This is a genomic window from Phenylobacterium sp., from assembly GCF_041919955.1.
In the GTDB taxonomy this organism is placed as follows: Bacteria; Pseudomonadota; Alphaproteobacteria; order Caulobacterales; family Caulobacteraceae; genus Phenylobacterium.
The window spans coordinates 1-14,377 of record NZ_JAYRSU010000039.1 but is presented as its reverse complement, the minus strand read 5'-3'; the positions used below and the strand labels follow the sequence as shown (position 1 = coordinate 14,377).

At 67.7% G+C, this 14,377-nt stretch carries 13 protein-coding genes; 7 read left to right on the top strand and 6 right to left on the bottom strand.

Going from position 1 to position 14,377, the window contains the following annotated elements; genetic code table 11:
- Positions 1-450 precede the first annotated feature (450 nt).
- Entirely contained in the window at positions 451-888 is a 438-nt protein-coding gene (locus ACE3T2_RS20630; RefSeq protein WP_374660886.1) for an Rrf2 family transcriptional regulator, read from the top strand.
- 11 nt (positions 889-899) lie between these two features.
- On the opposite strand, the gene ACE3T2_RS20625 is transcribed toward ACE3T2_RS20630, so the two are convergent.
- Both ACE3T2_RS20625 and ACE3T2_RS20620 read right to left on the bottom strand, forming a co-directional pair.
- Positions 900-1,328, bottom strand: a complete 429-nt coding sequence (locus ACE3T2_RS20625; protein ID WP_374660884.1) for a CBS domain-containing protein — start codon at positions 1,326-1,328, stop codon at positions 900-902.
- 73 nt (positions 1,329-1,401) lie between these two features.
- The gene (locus tag ACE3T2_RS20620) at positions 1,402-2,040 is read right to left on the bottom strand and encodes a rhomboid family intramembrane serine protease (protein WP_374660882.1); all 639 of its coding nucleotides are present in this window, start codon (positions 2,038-2,040) and stop codon (positions 1,402-1,404) included.
- A 161-nt stretch (positions 2,041-2,201) separates the two neighbouring features.
- Here ACE3T2_RS20620 and hfaA point away from each other — a divergent pair, with 161 nt between their 5' ends.
- The 5 genes from hfaA (at position 2,202) to ACE3T2_RS20595 (ending at position 8,716) form a co-directional block, all read left to right on the top strand.
- Positions 2,202-2,639 carry a holdfast anchoring protein HfaA gene (hfaA, locus tag ACE3T2_RS20615; protein ID WP_374660880.1) on the top strand — a complete coding sequence of 146 codons (438 nt, stop codon included), beginning with the start codon at positions 2,202-2,204 and terminating at the stop codon, positions 2,637-2,639.
- Entirely contained in the window at positions 2,629-3,633 is a 1,005-nt protein-coding gene (gene hfaB, locus ACE3T2_RS20610; protein WP_374660878.1) for a holdfast anchoring protein HfaB, read from the top strand. Before hfaA ends, hfaB begins: the two co-directional genes overlap by 11 nt.
- Positions 3,563-4,798 (top strand): holdfast anchor protein HfaD, encoded by a 1,236-nt coding sequence (hfaD, locus tag ACE3T2_RS20605; protein WP_374660876.1) that lies wholly within the window; start codon positions 3,563-3,565, stop codon positions 4,796-4,798. Before hfaB ends, hfaD begins: the two co-directional genes overlap by 71 nt.
- Positions 4,799-4,888: 90 nt before the next feature.
- Entirely contained in the window at positions 4,889-7,774 is a 2,886-nt protein-coding gene (locus tag ACE3T2_RS20600) for a M16 family metallopeptidase (RefSeq protein WP_374660874.1), read from the top strand.
- 192 nt (positions 7,775-7,966) lie between these two features.
- Positions 7,967-8,716 (top strand): VOC family protein, encoded by a 750-nt coding sequence (locus tag ACE3T2_RS20595; protein ID WP_374660888.1) that lies wholly within the window; start codon positions 7,967-7,969, stop codon positions 8,714-8,716.
- Positions 8,717-8,736: 20 nt separating this feature from the next.
- On the opposite strand, the gene ACE3T2_RS20590 is transcribed toward ACE3T2_RS20595, so the two are convergent.
- Positions 8,737-10,866, bottom strand: coding sequence for a putative Ig domain-containing protein (locus ACE3T2_RS20590; protein ID WP_374660872.1), 2,130 nt, complete (start codon positions 10,864-10,866; stop codon positions 8,737-8,739).
- Positions 10,867-11,129: 263 nt separating this feature from the next.
- On the bottom strand, positions 11,130-11,990 hold the full coding sequence (locus ACE3T2_RS20585; protein WP_374660870.1) for a hypothetical protein: 861 nt from the start codon (positions 11,988-11,990) through the stop codon (positions 11,130-11,132).
- Between the two features lie 182 nt (positions 11,991-12,172).
- Between ACE3T2_RS20585 and ACE3T2_RS20580 the strand changes: the two genes are divergently transcribed.
- On the top strand, positions 12,173-12,718 hold the full coding sequence (locus ACE3T2_RS20580; protein WP_374660868.1) for a PAS domain-containing protein: 546 nt from the start codon (positions 12,173-12,175) through the stop codon (positions 12,716-12,718).
- On the opposite strand, the gene ACE3T2_RS20575 is transcribed toward ACE3T2_RS20580, so the two are convergent.
- Both ACE3T2_RS20575 and ACE3T2_RS20570 read right to left on the bottom strand, forming a co-directional pair.
- Complete coding sequence (locus ACE3T2_RS20575) at positions 12,715-13,308, bottom strand: TetR/AcrR family transcriptional regulator (RefSeq protein ID WP_374660866.1); 594 nt, start codon at positions 13,306-13,308, stop codon at positions 12,715-12,717. The two genes, ACE3T2_RS20580 and ACE3T2_RS20575, sit on opposite strands and share 4 nt — an antisense overlap.
- 30 nt (positions 13,309-13,338) lie before the next feature.
- The gene (locus tag ACE3T2_RS20570; RefSeq protein WP_374660864.1) at positions 13,339-14,292 is read right to left on the bottom strand and encodes an aldo/keto reductase; all 954 of its coding nucleotides are present in this window, start codon (positions 14,290-14,292) and stop codon (positions 13,339-13,341) included.
- Between the last annotated feature and the right edge of the window lie 85 nt (positions 14,293-14,377).

Sequence of the window (14,377 nt, the reverse complement as noted above, 5' to 3'; positions counted from 1 at the left end):
AACGGTCGACACCCAAACCCGAACCCAAATCCGCAAACCCAAGGAAACCAACGTCTCCACAAAGTCCGCAGCTCAGCGCCCCAGTCCAGGGAGGCGGCTATCTAGAGGGCCGCCCCTCCCCAGTCAACCCGGCTTTTTCAGCTCTTTTTCGCGGGCTCCGGAAGAACCGGAAAACTTGCGAAAAACGGATCGACCCTCAGTCAGCTCGCCACCAGCAAACCCAAGCGATCCAAGGGATCTCTCTAGTCCGCCCCGGCGGCGACCCGTCCGAGGAGGCGGCTGTCTAGGCCCCTCGCCGGAGGGAGTCAACAGCCCTCATGACGCTTCGATGAACTTCGCGCACGGAACATCCCGGAACCGCACTTCCCAGAGCCTCGCCCCAGCGCCGGACACCTTGTGGAAAGCCCTCCCGCGTCATTAAAGGGACAGGACCAGGAGACACAGGAAGCAATGCTCTCGCAAAAGGCCCGCTACGCCCTCCGCGCGCTCGTCGAACTGGCGCGCGAGGACGGCGCCCAGGTGACGTCTGGGGAATTGGCGATCCGCGCCGACGCGCCGCGCAAGTTCCTGGAAGCGATTCTGCTGGAGCTCGCGCGCAACCGCATCGTGATCAGCCGGCGTGGCAAGTTTGGCGGCTATACGCTCGCCCGCACTGCGCCGGAGATCAGCTTCGCCGAGGTGATCCGTGTGATCGACGGCCCGTTGGCCCTGGCGCCCTGCGTGAGTCGCTTGTCGTTCAGGAAGTGCGAAGACTGCCCTGACCTTGCGACCTGCGCCCTGCGCGAGGCCCTGCTCAAGGCGCGCGACGCTACGTCCGACGTCCTCGAGGGCTACAGCCTGGCCGACGCCGCCAGATCAGGCGGCGCCGAGGTGTTCGGCGCAGCGTGACACGCCTCGTCTCATCCGGTGGCGATGTAGGCCTTCAGGTTGTCGGCCTCGGCTTCGACCTCAGTAATCTTCCACTTCACCAGGTCTCCGATCGAGACGATGCCCACCAGGCGGTCCTGCACGCAGACCGGCAGATGGCGAATCCGGCGGTCGGTCATCCGGGTCAGCAGGGAATCTAGACTCTCCGACGGCTCGGCGAAGATCACGTCGTGGGTCATGAACGACGTCACCGGCTTGGAAAGCGCGCCAGCCCCCTCCTCCGCTAGCGCGCGGACGAGATCGCGTTCCGAAACGATGCCGACCACCCGGTCGCTGTCGAGCACCACCATGGCCCCGACCCGGCGGGAATGAAGCAGCGCGCAGACCGCCCCCACCGTCTCTGCGGGTCCGACCGTAAACACCAGGTCGCCCTTGGCCTTGAGGATCTGAGACACCAGCATCGCTACGTTCTCCCTGTCAGCTGGGAAAAGCGTCGCTCAGAGCGCCTTTGAAATCAACGTTCTCGCGAAAACGTCAGGCGCGCGCAGGGCGCGCAACGCGGCCGAACAGCCCGACCAGCAGCAACCCCGCCACATAACCGAAGATGTGCGCCTCCCAGGCCACGCCTGCATTGCCCAGACCCGGGGCGAAGCCGACCACCGCCAGCAGGAGGTTCACGGCGATCCAGCCGATCGACATGCTGATCACCGTCGGATGCAGGAACGGGCCGGGCTCGCCGCCGCCGCCCATCAACCGCGTCGCCCCGCCGACCAGGCCGGAGACCGCACCGGACGCGCCGACCATCAGCGCCGTACCCTGCATGTTGGAGAGGCCGTACCCCAGGCTCGCGAGCCCCCCGCACAGCAGATAGAAGATTGTGAATACGAACACCCCACGCGGCCCCAGGCCGAAATAGCGGGCGACCGGCGTGCCGAACGCCAGCGCCGCGCCCGCGTTCATCAGGGCGTGCGCCCAGCTTCCATGCAGAAAGATCGCGGTGAACAGGGTCGGCCATCGCCCATCGGCCAAGGCGGATGGCGAAAACGCGAACGCCTGAAACAGCAAGGCCTGCGGCAGCAGGGTCTGCAGGAAATAGCCGACCACGATCACCAGGGTGACGGCCACCGCCGGCCAGGGCGCGTTGAAGATCGGCTGCCGGGACTCGTCGCTCAAAATCGCTTCTCCAGAATTCCGAGACCCACGTTCGTTTTGGTTATCGCTCTTAACCAAATCGCGAGGGTCTCGCCTCTAGATACATGCAGGCTCAGCCGGGTCCTGCGCAATGTCCGGCCGCGCCATCGTCAAATTTCGGGGTGGGATTCCCAGGAACCGTCATGGCCGCAGCTTCACTCGCCGTCCTGTGCAGGCTCGCCCTGCTTGCGGGCGCCAGCCTCCTGGCCGTCGGCCCCGTACAAGCCCAGACCATGCGCGCCAATTCCGCCGACTACAACGCCGGCTACGGCCGCCGCGCCGGTTCGGAGAATCATCCGGTCGAGGTCTCGACCCGCGATGCGAACGGCAACCGGGTGATCGTCGACGGCATCATCCAGACCGGTGAGGACCAGTCGTCCTTCTCCTTCGGCTCGGGCGCCGGCGAATCCTATTCAGGCGTCGGCACGCTGGGCGGCGGGGCGACCGCGATCGGCAACAGCCTCGTGGTGGTGACCCAGGGCAACTACAACACGGTCATCGTCAACTCGAACCAGGTCAACAACGGGAACGTCTCGGCCGGGACCAACCTGAACGGAGGCGTCGCGCCCAATGGCCAATAGGACGCTCGCCCGCACCGCCGCCCTGCTGACGGCCACGGCCCTGACCCTGTCGGCCTGCGCGACCCCGGTCGCCGGCCCCAGCGGCAATTACGCCCACAGCATCGGCAATGCACCGGTCACCGCCAACCCGACGCCCTATTCGGACGCGCTGGTCTGCATGGCCGGCTTTGCGCGCAACACGCGCCTGGTCGCTCCGCGCATCGCTATCGGCCGCATCGCCGACTACACCGGCAAGTCTGAATCCGACGGTTCGGGCCGCAAGATCACCCAGGGCGCCTCGCTGATGGCCATGTCGGCCTTCGCCAAGGCGGGCATGCCGTTGGTGGAGCGCTTCGACACCTCGGTCTCCGAGCTGGAGCTGAAGTACGCCAACAACAAGCTGATCTCAGACACCCCGAACCCGGCGCCGAACCAGGCGGCCGAATACCGCCGCATCCTGGCCGGCCAGGTGCCTGGCTCGGATTTCTACGTCGCCGGCGGCGTCACGGAATTGAACTACAACATCCGCTCGTCGGGCTTCGACGTGGCCGGCGGGGCGGTGGACGCCAAGGACCCGAAGGGCTCGTTCCGCGGCCGCCTGTTCGTCATGAACATCGGCCTGGACCTGCGCCTCATCAACACCCGCACCCTGGAGGTGGTCGATGTCATCTCCTATCAGAAGCAGGTGATCGGCCGGGAAGTCGGGGTCGGCTTCTTCGACTTCATGAACGGCAACGTGTTCGACATCTCGGCCGGCGCGGGCGCGCTCGAGCCGATGCAGCTTGCGGTGCGCAGCCTGGTCGAGCGGGCGGTGGTCGAGATGACCGCCAACCTCTACGGCATGCCCGGCCCACAGTCCTGCCTTACCTCCGACCCGCTGGGGGCCGGCACGGTCGGCCTGACCGGCGGCTATGTTCCGGCTTACAACAACTTGGGCACCAACAATGGTCAGACCCGCGAAGATCCTTCTCGTTGGAACGCTCGCCGCGATTCTGCCGTCCGGGGCCGCTACTAGCCAGACCGCGCCCAGTTCGGTCCTGAACAACCAGGTCCAGCTCGGCGACGTCTTCAGCCAGCAGACCCTGAACGTGGTCGAGGTGACCGACTTCACCGATGGAACCTCGACCGCCAGCGGCAACGCCTTCACCGCCTCGTCCGATCGCAACGACGCCGACATGCGCTCCTATCAGGAGGCGCAGGGCCGGGTGATCGCCGATACGCGTCTCGACGTGGCGACCAACGGCGGCGAAACCACCACGCTTTCAACCCGGGCGGCTGGCAACTACGGCCTGGCCAACGTCACAGGCGCGACCATGACCGGCGTCTACACCCAGGTGACCGGCGCGACGCAGGTCACCGCCCACAGCCACACCGAGGCGCCGAACGCCCAGACCGGTGCGATCGACAGCGAGGTCCAGGCCACCGGAAACGCTCAGACCATCGGCATGCAATACGGCTCGGCCGGCGTCCGCGTCGGCCAGAACAACGCTGCAAGCGTCAGCACCGACGGTGGCGGCGTGGTCGGCTATGTGCCTGGCGATGCGAACTTCAAGGCGGTCACCGCCGCCAACGACGTCACCCTGTCGGGTTCGGACGGCTCGGCCGCGCGCGCGATCATCGACCAGAACAACACCGCCGGCGTCACCCAGGCGGCGCAGTTCACCGCCTTCGGCAATGTCCAACAGGCGAGCACCAGCGCCACCGCCGCCGGCAACAACATCAACGCCGCCAACGACGGCTACTTGCTCGACGTCACCGGCCGTCAGGCCAACCAGGCCTATGTCCGCGCCCAGTCCTCCTCGTCGGCCTATCAATACGGCTCGGCGTCGGCCTCGGCCTACGGGGTCGGCAACGCTATCGTCGCCGGCGACATCGGCGGCGAGCTGATCCTGGACACCTATCAGACCAACGAGGGCGGCGGCATCGAGGCGGTCGCGCAGTTCGATGGGACCCAGGGCTATGACGGCCAGGCCAGCGCGACGGCCTATGGCAACGAAGTCACCGGCTACGCCTGCTCGGAATGCCAGGGTCGCGTCGATATCAACAACGGCCAGGTCAACAGCGCCGACGTCGGCGCTCAGAGCGTCGTCAACGTGCAGTCGGGGCGCTCGGCGCGGGGAGTCGCCTCGGCCGTCGGCAATTCGGCCACCTACTACGTCAGCCGCCCTTCCGGCCAATAGGCGCCATCTCCCGCCGCAACCGCGCCTTGCGAAGGCCACGCTCGCCTGCGCATGGTGGCTGCTCAAGCGATCCCGGATCCATACCCCCTGATGCGACGTCTCTTCAGCGCGGCCTCCGCGCTCGCTATCGCCCTGGCCCTGCCCGTCACCGCCCAGAGCTTCCCGCTTCCGAAATTCAGCTTCGGCAAACAGGCTCCGGCCGCCGCCGCAAGCGGGCCTGCGCTCAAACCCGGCGAATGGGCCCAGGCGCGGTCGGATGTCACGGCAGATCCGTCGATCCGTTTCGGCGCCCTGCCGAACGGCATGCGCTATGCGATCCGCAAGCAGAGCGTCCCGCCGGGCCAGGCGGCTATCCGTATGCGCATCGACGCTGGCTCGCTGATGGAGACGGACGGCCAGCAGGGCCTCGCCCACTTCCTCGAGCACATGGCCTTCAACGGCTCGAAGGCGGTGCCCGAAGGCGAGATGATCAAGATCCTGGAGCGTCTCGGCCTGGCGTTCGGCGCCGACACCAACGCCTCCACCAATTTCGACGAGACGGTCTACAAGCTCGACCTGCCGCGCACCAATGACGAGACCGTCGATGCGGCCCTGATGCTGATGCGCGAGACCGCAGGCAATCTCACGCTCGACCAGGGGGCTATCGACCGCGAGCGTGGAGTGGTGCTGTCCGAGGAGCGGGCGCGCGATACTCCGCCCTACCGCGTCTACAAGGAGCGCCTCGGCTTCTTCCTCAAGGGCCAGCGGCCGCCGACGCGCTATCCGATCGGCAAGGTCGAGGTCCTGCAGAGTGCGCCCGCCAAGGAACTGGCGGACTTCTACAACCGCTACTACCGGCCCGAGCGGACCGTCCTCGTCGCCGTCGGGGACTTCGACATCGACGTGATGGAAGCCAAGATCAAGGCCAAGTTCGGCGACTGGGCCGCGGTCGGCCCGGCTGGACCCGCGCCCGATCTCGGCAAGGTGCAGTCGCGCAAGGCCGAGGCGAAACTCGTCGTCGAGCCGGGCGCGCCGCTCTCGATGCAACTGGCCTGGATCCGGCCGCCGGACTTGCGCCCTGACACCACCGCCAAGCGCAAACAGGACCTGATTGAGCAGCTCGGCTTCTCGGTCGTGAACCGGCGCATGCAGCGCTTGGCCCGAGGGGCCGAGCCGCCGTTCCTGGGCGCAGGCGTTTTTAAGAACAATGAGCAGGACGCCGCCGAGGTGATGATGGCGGTGGTCAACGCCGAGCCCGGTCGCTGGAACCAAGCGCTCGACGCCGTCGAGCAGGAACAGCGGCGAGCCGTGCAGTACGGCGTGCGCCAGGACGAGTTGGACCGGGAGATCGCCGAATACCGCGCCAGCCTCAAGGCCGACGCGGCCGGCGCGGCCACCCGCACCCCGGCGCAGCTGGCCGGCGAGATCGTCGGCTCCCTCGGCGACCGCGAGGTGGTGACCAATCCGGCTCAGGACCTGGCGCTGTTCGAGGAGACGGTGAAGGACCTCAAACCCGAGCAGGTATCAGCCGCCCTCAAGACCGCCTTCCAGGGCGACGGCCCGCTGTTGTTCGTAGCCTCGCCCAAGCCAATCGAAGGTGGCGAAGGAGCCCTGCTTACGGCCCTGGAAGCCTCGCGCAAGGTCGCCGTGGCCGAACCATCGGCGGCGGCCGAGGTCAACTGGCCCTACACCTCGTTCGGCGGGGCCGGAAAGGTGGTCGAGACCAAGGACGCACCGGACCTCGACGCCACGTTCGTGCGCTTCGACAACGGCGTGCGTCTGACCGTAAAGCCGACGCGGTTCAAGGACGATGAAATCCTGGTGCGGGTGAACGTCGGCGGCGGACGGCTCGATCTCTCCAAGACCGGCCAGAACGTCAACTGGCAGTCGGGCGCATATATCGAGGGCGGCCTCAAGCAGATCAGCGCCGAGGACATGGAGCGCGTGCTGGCCAGCCGCCTCTACGGCGCTCAGTTCGGAGTCGCCGACGACGCCTTCGTCTTCACCGGCGGGACCCGCCCGGAGGATCTCGACGTCCAGATGCAGGTGCTTGCCGCCTATGTCTCCGAGCCTGGCTGGCGCCCCGAAGCGTTCAAGCGCCTGCAGGGGGCCCGCCGCACCATCCACGACCAGTACGAGGCCACCGATTCCGGCGTGCTTTCGCGCGATCTGGCCGCCCTCATGCATCCGGACGATCAGCGCTGGGTATTCCCCTCGCGCGAGCAGATCGCCGGCGCCAAGCTCGACGACTTCAAGGCGGTGATCGCCCCGGCCCTGGCCTCCGGCGCCATCGAGGTGGTCGTGGTCGGCGACACCACAGTGGAAAAGGCGATCGACGCCGTAGCCCGCACCTTCGGCGCCTTGCCCGCCCGGCCAGCCGCCGAGGCCGTCAGCGGCCAGCGCGAGGTCGGCTTCCCGGCCGCCAACGCCAGGCCCCTGGTGCTGACGCACAAAGGCCGCGCCGACCAGTCGATCGGCTACATCGCCTGGCGCACCAACGACTACTTCGCCGATCCGCAGAAGGCCCGCGACACCGCCGTCATGGGCGAGGTGCTGGAGTTGCGTCTCATCGAGGAACTGCGCGAAAGTCAGGGCGCGACCTATTCGCCCAGCGTCATCTACAATCACAGCATGGTCTGGCCGCGCTGGGGTTACGTCTCGGCCAGCGTCGAGATCCCGCCCGCCAAGCTTCCCGACTTCTTTGCGGACGTGAAGAAGATCGCCGCCGACTTGCGCGACAAGGACGTCAGCGCCGACGAGCTCTCGCGGGCCAAGAAGCCCCGGATCGACCAGATCGAAAAGGCCCGGGAGACCAATGGCTACTGGCTCTCCGAGCTCTCCGGCGCCCAGGCCGACCCGCGGCGGCTCGACGCCACGCGCAGCCTGATCCCCGGCACCGAGCGGGTGACCGCCGCCGACGTACGCCGCGCCGCTCAGTCGGTGCTGCGCGACGACAACATGTGGATGCTCGAGGTGCGCCCCGTGGCGGCGAAATAGCCGACCATGCCGCACGCGGCATAGGGTCATATGGCCAACGCCCCCCGCGACAGGCTCTAAGGCGCCTGCGAATCCGCGGCCCTGTCGCGGGACTGGATCGGCAGTTGGGGGGCCTCGCCCGTATCAGCGACCCCGTCGCATGGCGCCGCGCCGTTGCGCGCGTCCGCGCGACGTGGCCTGCTCGCGGCCGACATGCTGCCGCTCGACCACATACCCTTCCCCAGCCCGGACTTGGCCGGCGTGGCCAGCGCCTTCACCGCTCTCGGCTTCACGGTTTCGCCGCCCGGCGGCTACACCGCGCCCGCCGAGCCCGACGCGCGCTGGCCCTGCCGCTGCGTCTTCCTGGCCGAGGGCTGGTTCGACCTGCTGCATGCGCCCCAGGCCGCGGCCGACGGCCGAGTCCGCCCCGCGGCAGCGCTCTTCCGCACCGACGACCTGGAGGCCGCCGCCGCCAAGTTTCAAGACATGCGGCTTCAGCCGCCCTACGACCTCGAACGCCGCTGGAACGACGAGCCCGATCTGAACGTCCAGGCCTTCAGCCTGTTACCGATCCGTGAGCGCATCAGCCCGCTGCCGGTCAGCGTCATCGCTCATTCCTATCCCGCACCAAGCCTGCGTAATGCCTGGTTCGATCATCCGAACCGCGCCCTCGAAGTCGCCGGCCTGGTGTTCTGCGGCGGCGAGCCGGGCCCCTTCGCGCGCGCAGCCGGGCGCTTCCTTGATCTCACCGGGTTCGCGCACTGGCCGAGCGATGTATTCGCCGCCCGGTTCGGCGACGCGGACGTGGCCATCCAGATCCGCACCGCGTCCCTCGAGGCCGTCCGCAAGGCGATCGAACCTGGGTTGGAGACGAGCGAAACGGCCGAAACGCTCTGCGTCCGGCCGCCCGCGCCGCTCGACTGCGGCTTTCAGTTTTTCGAATCCGCCGCGCGCCCCGACTGAGGCGCGCGGCGTCGGTCCGGTCAGACCGCCGGGGGCAGTCGGCCCGAAACGTAGGTCCCGAGATCGTTGTAGGAGCCGTCCGGGAACAGCGCCCCGTTCGCAGTGCCGTCCGGGTTCAGCACCGCGCTCTTGCCCTTCACGCAGCCGAAGACGGCCTGGCGGGTGTTGGCGTAGGCACCGGCCGCGGTCGGGAAGGCGGTGAAATAGGTGTCGTACTCCGCCTGGGTCAGCAGCGGCAGGACCGCGTTGGGACTGGCCGTGACGCTCGGCTGCGCCGACCAGTCGATCACGTTCGCAACATTATGAGTCACCGTGCCACCGGTGCCGATCTGCGTGCCGTTCGTTTCGCGCATCACCTTGGCCGCGCCGCCTTGGCCGGGGGTTTCGGTGGTGTGGATGTCGTGGACGCAGGTGTTGGCCCTGATATCCGGGTTCTGCGCATTGCCGACGCGGATGTTGTTCGACTGGCTGTTGATGCAGATATTGTTGCGGATCACCAGGTTGGTGATGACCTTAGGCGCCGCGTTGCTGATCAGGGCGAAGACGGTGTCGTCCTCGTCCACGACGCCCAGGCCGCGCGCGACCGTGTTCTCGACGATGACGATGTTGTCCATGTCTGCGGTGCCGAGACCGCCGCTGACCGAACCGGAGATCTGGACGAAGTCCGGGTGGCCGCCTGCCGGCGTCGCATAATCGAACGCGTGGTTGCCCTTGATCAGTACATTGCTGATCGAGAAGGAGGTCCGCTGGAAGGGATCGTCCTTCATCTTCTCGAAGACGTTGCCAATGCAGGTGATGTCGCTGCGCAGGAAGACGCCCTTACCGACATTGTAGAAGTGGTTGTAGTTGTGGTGCGTCGCAGCCGTGCCCGTGCCGGCGTCGATGCAAAGCACGCTGTTGGCGTTGGGCGCGTCCGGGCCGAGCCGGAAGTCGCAGTACTCGGTGCTGACGCCGCCGACCGTCTGGTAGGTGAGCAGCTTGGCGTTGGCCGGATAGGTCGTGCTGTTGGAATAGAACGACACGTGCGAGATCACCAACGGCCAGTCCGTGGTCCCGCCGAAATAGATTCGACCGGCCTTGAAGCCGCCGCCGCGGATCGGATTGCCCTTGGCGTCCAGCCTGCTGTTCTCGACCTCCGACTTGAGGATGATCTTCGGGCCGCTGCCCGCCGCAAAGCCGCCGGTCGGCTGGGCCACCAGGCACAGTTCGGCCACCTCGTTGTACTGCCCCGACCGCGCCAGGACGACGTCGCCCAGCAGTAGGGCGCCGCTGGCGCCGTTGGCCACGCCCATGATGTCGCGAAGCTGGCAGAACGAGCTGCTATCGGGACGCACCGTCGCCTGTCCGCCGCGGGCGACCGAGGTCGCTTCACGAATGTGCGCAGCGTTCGAACGCATCGTCACCGGCACGGGGCCGGTGACGCCGGCGATGGTCAGCGAATAGCTGGAGGCTGCATACGACTTGTAGGCCGCGTAGGTCCCGGACGGCGTCAGGTGGCCACACTCGTCGATGATCCAGTCGGCGGCGCCTGCGCCGCTGATCGCCGCGCCCGAAGCCGCGCCGACCGGGAAGCCGCCCGAGCGGCTGCGGGTTTTCACGCCGAAATCGATGGCGACGCGCCCCGTGGCCGGGCTATCTGCGCTGGCCGAGCCAGCGACATTGGTTGCGGTGACCGCGACGCTGATGGCCTGAAACTGGTAGGCGGGCTCGATCACATAGGTGGCTGCGGTCGCGCCGGGGATCGCGACCCCGTTCGCCTTCCACTGGTGGGCGAAGAAGATGTCGGACCCTTCCCAGACGCCGGTGGTGGCGCTGAGCGTGTCGCCGGTCTTGAGCGTGCCCGAGATCTTCGGCGCCACGAGGTTGGTCGGCGTCGCCGACGCCGGCGCGACATCGATCGAGAAGGGATCGAGGTCGAAGGTCGCGGCCGCCGCGTCCGTCACACGAACGACGATGTCGGCCGCAACACCCGCACTGGTCGGGGTCCCGGCGACCGCGCCGCTGTTCGGGTCGAGTTCGATCCCCGCCGGCAGCGCGCCGGAGGCGATGGAGAAGCTGTACGGGGGCGTACCCGAGCTCGGCGCTGCTACGAAGCCGACGAACAACTCGCCCTGCTCCGCGCGCAGCACCATCTTCGTGCCAAGCGACATGACTTTTTCCTGTGATTTTCTGGGATGCCGGCGGCGCCGCGCGCCTCGAAGCGACGAGCCGCCGCTTGCTGCTGACGCAACTTCCGCCGATATCCAACTCTACCCCAAATCCCGGGAGAATCAAGAACAAAACAGGAACAATGTCTTTTCAGACTCGTGGTCTGAGGCAGCTACGGCTGTGCGATCTGGCGCGACGGAGGTAGCGCCCCTGCCCGCCGCCTATCGGCTGGTCGGCCTCTCGCTGACGATCGCCAAGCTGAGTTCTAGTAAACGTATCCGCCGACGCCGCCGTCCAGGCTCATGCTGGTGGCCGCCGATTCGGCGGAGCGCTCTTCTTCTTCGCGATAGGCGGTGTAGCGCTCGACCTCGGTGATGGTCAGGATCTTCACCCCGGCCCCGAAGCGTCGCAGCAGCGAGCGCTCGTTGCAGTCGCGCGCCGGCGTCTGCCGGCGGCATTCGATCTTGCCGTCGCGGCCGTGATAGAGCGCGTCGCCCTTGCCGCAGGCCAGGGTCTTGCCCCCGGTGAAGTCTATCTTCCCGTCGAAGTCGGCGATCGTCGCCTGCAGCCAGGTGCCGGCGATGCAGCGATAGAGCTCGCCCTCGTAACCGGCGTCGATGTCGCGGTCGGGACGCACTTGAGAGGCCGGGTGCGGGATCTGGCGCGCATCGATGCAGACGGCCTGGATCACCACGCGGCGCGTGCGCATGCGGCTGGCTTCGTAGGCGACCCGCTTCATGCGCTTGGCGTCGACGTTCAGTTGGATGACGCCCGTCGCGACCGGCGGCGAGAAGCCGCCACCGTAGCCACCGCCGCCGTAATAGACCGCGGCGCCCGCCCCTGCGCCCGCGCCGGCCCCGGCCCGCGCGCCCGCATTTGCGACCGCCACGTTCACGTTCGAGACATGAACGTTCACGTTCGGCGTCGTCGGCGTGCAGCACTGCGGCGGGGGCGGAGGCGGAGGGGGCGGCGGCGGCGTGCAGCACGGCGGGGTCGGCGGCTGGCAGCAGACCGGCGGCGGGGCCGGCGGGGTGCAGCACTGCGCCAGGGCCGCAGTCGGCGCGGCGCTGGCGGCCATCGCCATGCCGAAGCCGATCAGCAGGCCCATCACGGTCGTACGCGTCATTCTGGTCGGCCCTCCATAGGCCAGCCTGCCGCGCGGGGCGGCGCATCCGAGAGGGCCAGTAAAGCTTAAGGGATTTAAGATTGTCTGAGCCCCGCACGTCCCGATCCGGCACAGATCGCGAGCGGCGCCGATCTTTCTGCAAGCCCCATGCGGCCGCCCTCGGCCGTCCCGGAGGCCTTGCGATGTTTCATACGAACACGCAGCACATGATCGACTACTGGCGCGGAAAGGGCGGCCTCGGCGGCGCGCCCGTGCGTGCGGCCATCGATCCCACCGAATTCCCGCGCCTTGCGCCGCAGGCTCTCGTGCTTGGCCGAACCGCAACGGGCCTCTATCCGATCCGCCTCGCCGGCGGCCTGATCTGCGACCTGCACCGCCGCGACCTGCGCGGGCTCAACTTCCTGTCGCTGGTCGCCGAGCGCGACCGCTTCGAGCTGCAGACCGCCCTGGAAGTCGCCCGCCGCCGGCCTGAGCCGGTCGTGATCGAGATCGCCGCCGTCACTGACGAGGCCAGTCTGGAACTTGAAGTGCTGCTGGCGCCGCTGGCCGCGCTGCCGGGATCGCCGGAACGCTTCCTCGGCCTCTATCAGCCGCTGTCGCTGGTCTCTCGCCTCCAGGACGCGCCGTTGCGCGAACTGCGCGTGCGCACGGTCCACGGCGTCGGTCCGGCCAACGAAGAGACCCAACGCCTGCGCCTGGCCACCCTCGATGGGCGGCGCGTGGCCTAAACAGCCGCCTCGGCGTCGTCGAGCAGGCGCGAGATCGCTTCCTCGGCCCGCGCCCGCGCGTTGGGCGCTCGGAACAGCTTGGCCTGCTGCTGGTAGGACAGGCTGATCCCCACAAGTTCGAACACCATCTGGCGGCAATAGTCCGCCGGCGCCGGACCGGCCTTGGGCAGGTCGGCCGCCACCCGCGCCAGGGTCTCGTGCCAGGAGACCTGCGACTCCACGAGCCGGTCGCGCACCGCGCCGGGCCGGTCGTCGAATTCCTGGGCGGTCACCGCGAAAAGGCAGCCGCGCATGTCCGGCTCGCCCTCGACCCAGTCGAACCACCGACGCAGAAGCGCCTCCATGCGCCGACGCCCGCGCGGCTCGGCCAGGCTCGGCTCGATCACCCGCGCTCGGAAGCGGTCGATCGCTTCCTCAAGCACCGCGAGCTGCAGCGCCTCCTTCGACTTGAAATGCGCAAAGAGCCCGCTCTTCGACAGCTCAAGGCTGTCGGCCAGCGGACCGAGCGACAATCCCTCCAGCCCGAGGGAGACGGCCTGCTCGAGAGCCCGGCCGACAATGGCTTCACGTGTGGCGGCGCCTTTTCTCATGCGCCGCTTTTAGCACGATCGGTCGTTTATTCAAACTTGGGCGGCTGAGGCCGCGTTCAGGGTCGCCAAGTCCTCGGCCGACAGAGCCAGTCTCGCCGCGCCCATCAGCTCTTCCAACTGCTCGACGCTGGTCGCCGAGGCGATCGGGCCGGTCAGGCCCGGCTGGGCCATCACCCAGGCCAGGGCCACCTGCGCGGGGCTCGCCCCCTTGGCGCCGGACACCTGGTCCAGCGCGGCCAGGATGCGCATCCCCCGTTCATCCATCATCCGCTTCACGCCGCGCCCGCGCGGGCTTTTGTCCAGGTCCGCCTCGGTCCGGTATTTGCCAGTCAGGAAGCCAGAGGCCAGGCCGTAGTACGGGATCACCCCGACTTCGTTCTCGATGCAGACCTGCTGAAGTCCCGCCTCGAACCCGGCGCGGTCATAGAGATTGTACTGCGGCTGCTCGCTGTTGTAGCGCGCCAGCCCCTTGGCCTGACTGACCTCGAGCGCCGACTTCAACCGCTCGGGCGTGAAGTTCGACGAGCCGATCGCCCGCACCTTGCCGGCCTTCACCAGCCGGTCGAACGCCTCGGCGGTCTCCTCCTGCGGGGTTTCAGGATCGTCGCGGTGCGACTGGTAGAGGTCGATACGGTCGGTCTGCAGCCGCTTCAGTGAGGCCTCGACCGCCTCGATCATGTACTTGGCCGACAGTCCCTTCATGCCTTCGCCCATTTCCGCGCCGAACTTGGTGGCCAGCACCACCTTGTCGCGCTTGCCGCCCTGGGCCAGCCACTTGCCGATCACCGTCTCCGACGCCCCGCCGCCGGCCGGTGTCCAGCGCGCGTAGACGTCGGCCGTGTCGACCATGTTGAAGCCGCCGTCGACGAAGGCGTCGAGAATGGCGAACGACGTCTTCTCGTCCGCCGTCCACCCGAACACATTGCCGCCGAGCACCAGCGGCGCGACCTTCAAATCGGACTTGCCAAGCCTGCGCAGTTCCATCGTCGCCTCCAGAAATAAGCTTCAGAATAAATTAAAGAAAACGCTCTCGCATCCTCTCCTCCCCCTTTATGGGGGAGGGGGACCG

What these genes read in the sequence shown, in the direction of transcription:
- ACE3T2_RS20630 (WP_374660886.1), top strand. Translation starts at nt 451, where the DNA reads ATGCTCTCGCAAAAGGCCCGCTACGCCCTCCGCGCGCTCGTCGAACTG.
- ACE3T2_RS20625 (WP_374660884.1), bottom strand. Translation starts at nt 1,328, where the DNA reads ATGCTGGTGTCTCAGATCCTCAAGGCCAAGGGCGACCTGGTGTTTACG.
- hfaA (WP_374660880.1), top strand. Translation starts at nt 2,202, where the DNA reads ATGGCCGCAGCTTCACTCGCCGTCCTGTGCAGGCTCGCCCTGCTTGCG.
- hfaB (WP_374660878.1), top strand. Translation starts at nt 2,629, where the DNA reads ATGGCCAATAGGACGCTCGCCCGCACCGCCGCCCTGCTGACGGCCACG.
- hfaD (WP_374660876.1), top strand. Translation starts at nt 3,563, where the DNA reads ATGGTCAGACCCGCGAAGATCCTTCTCGTTGGAACGCTCGCCGCGATT.
- ACE3T2_RS20600 (WP_374660874.1), top strand. Translation starts at nt 4,889, where the DNA reads ATGCGACGTCTCTTCAGCGCGGCCTCCGCGCTCGCTATCGCCCTGGCC.
- ACE3T2_RS20595 (WP_374660888.1), top strand. Translation starts at nt 7,967, where the DNA reads ATGCTGCCGCTCGACCACATACCCTTCCCCAGCCCGGACTTGGCCGGC.
- ACE3T2_RS20590 (WP_374660872.1), bottom strand. Translation starts at nt 10,866, where the DNA reads ATGTCGCTTGGCACGAAGATGGTGCTGCGCGCGGAGCAGGGCGAGTTG.
- ACE3T2_RS20585 (WP_374660870.1), bottom strand. Translation starts at nt 11,990, where the DNA reads ATGACGCGTACGACCGTGATGGGCCTGCTGATCGGCTTCGGCATGGCG.
- ACE3T2_RS20580 (WP_374660868.1), top strand. Translation starts at nt 12,173, where the DNA reads ATGTTTCATACGAACACGCAGCACATGATCGACTACTGGCGCGGAAAG.
- ACE3T2_RS20575 (WP_374660866.1), bottom strand. Translation starts at nt 13,308, where the DNA reads ATGAGAAAAGGCGCCGCCACACGTGAAGCCATTGTCGGCCGGGCTCTC.
- ACE3T2_RS20570 (WP_374660864.1), bottom strand. Translation starts at nt 14,292, where the DNA reads ATGGAACTGCGCAGGCTTGGCAAGTCCGATTTGAAGGTCGCGCCGCTG.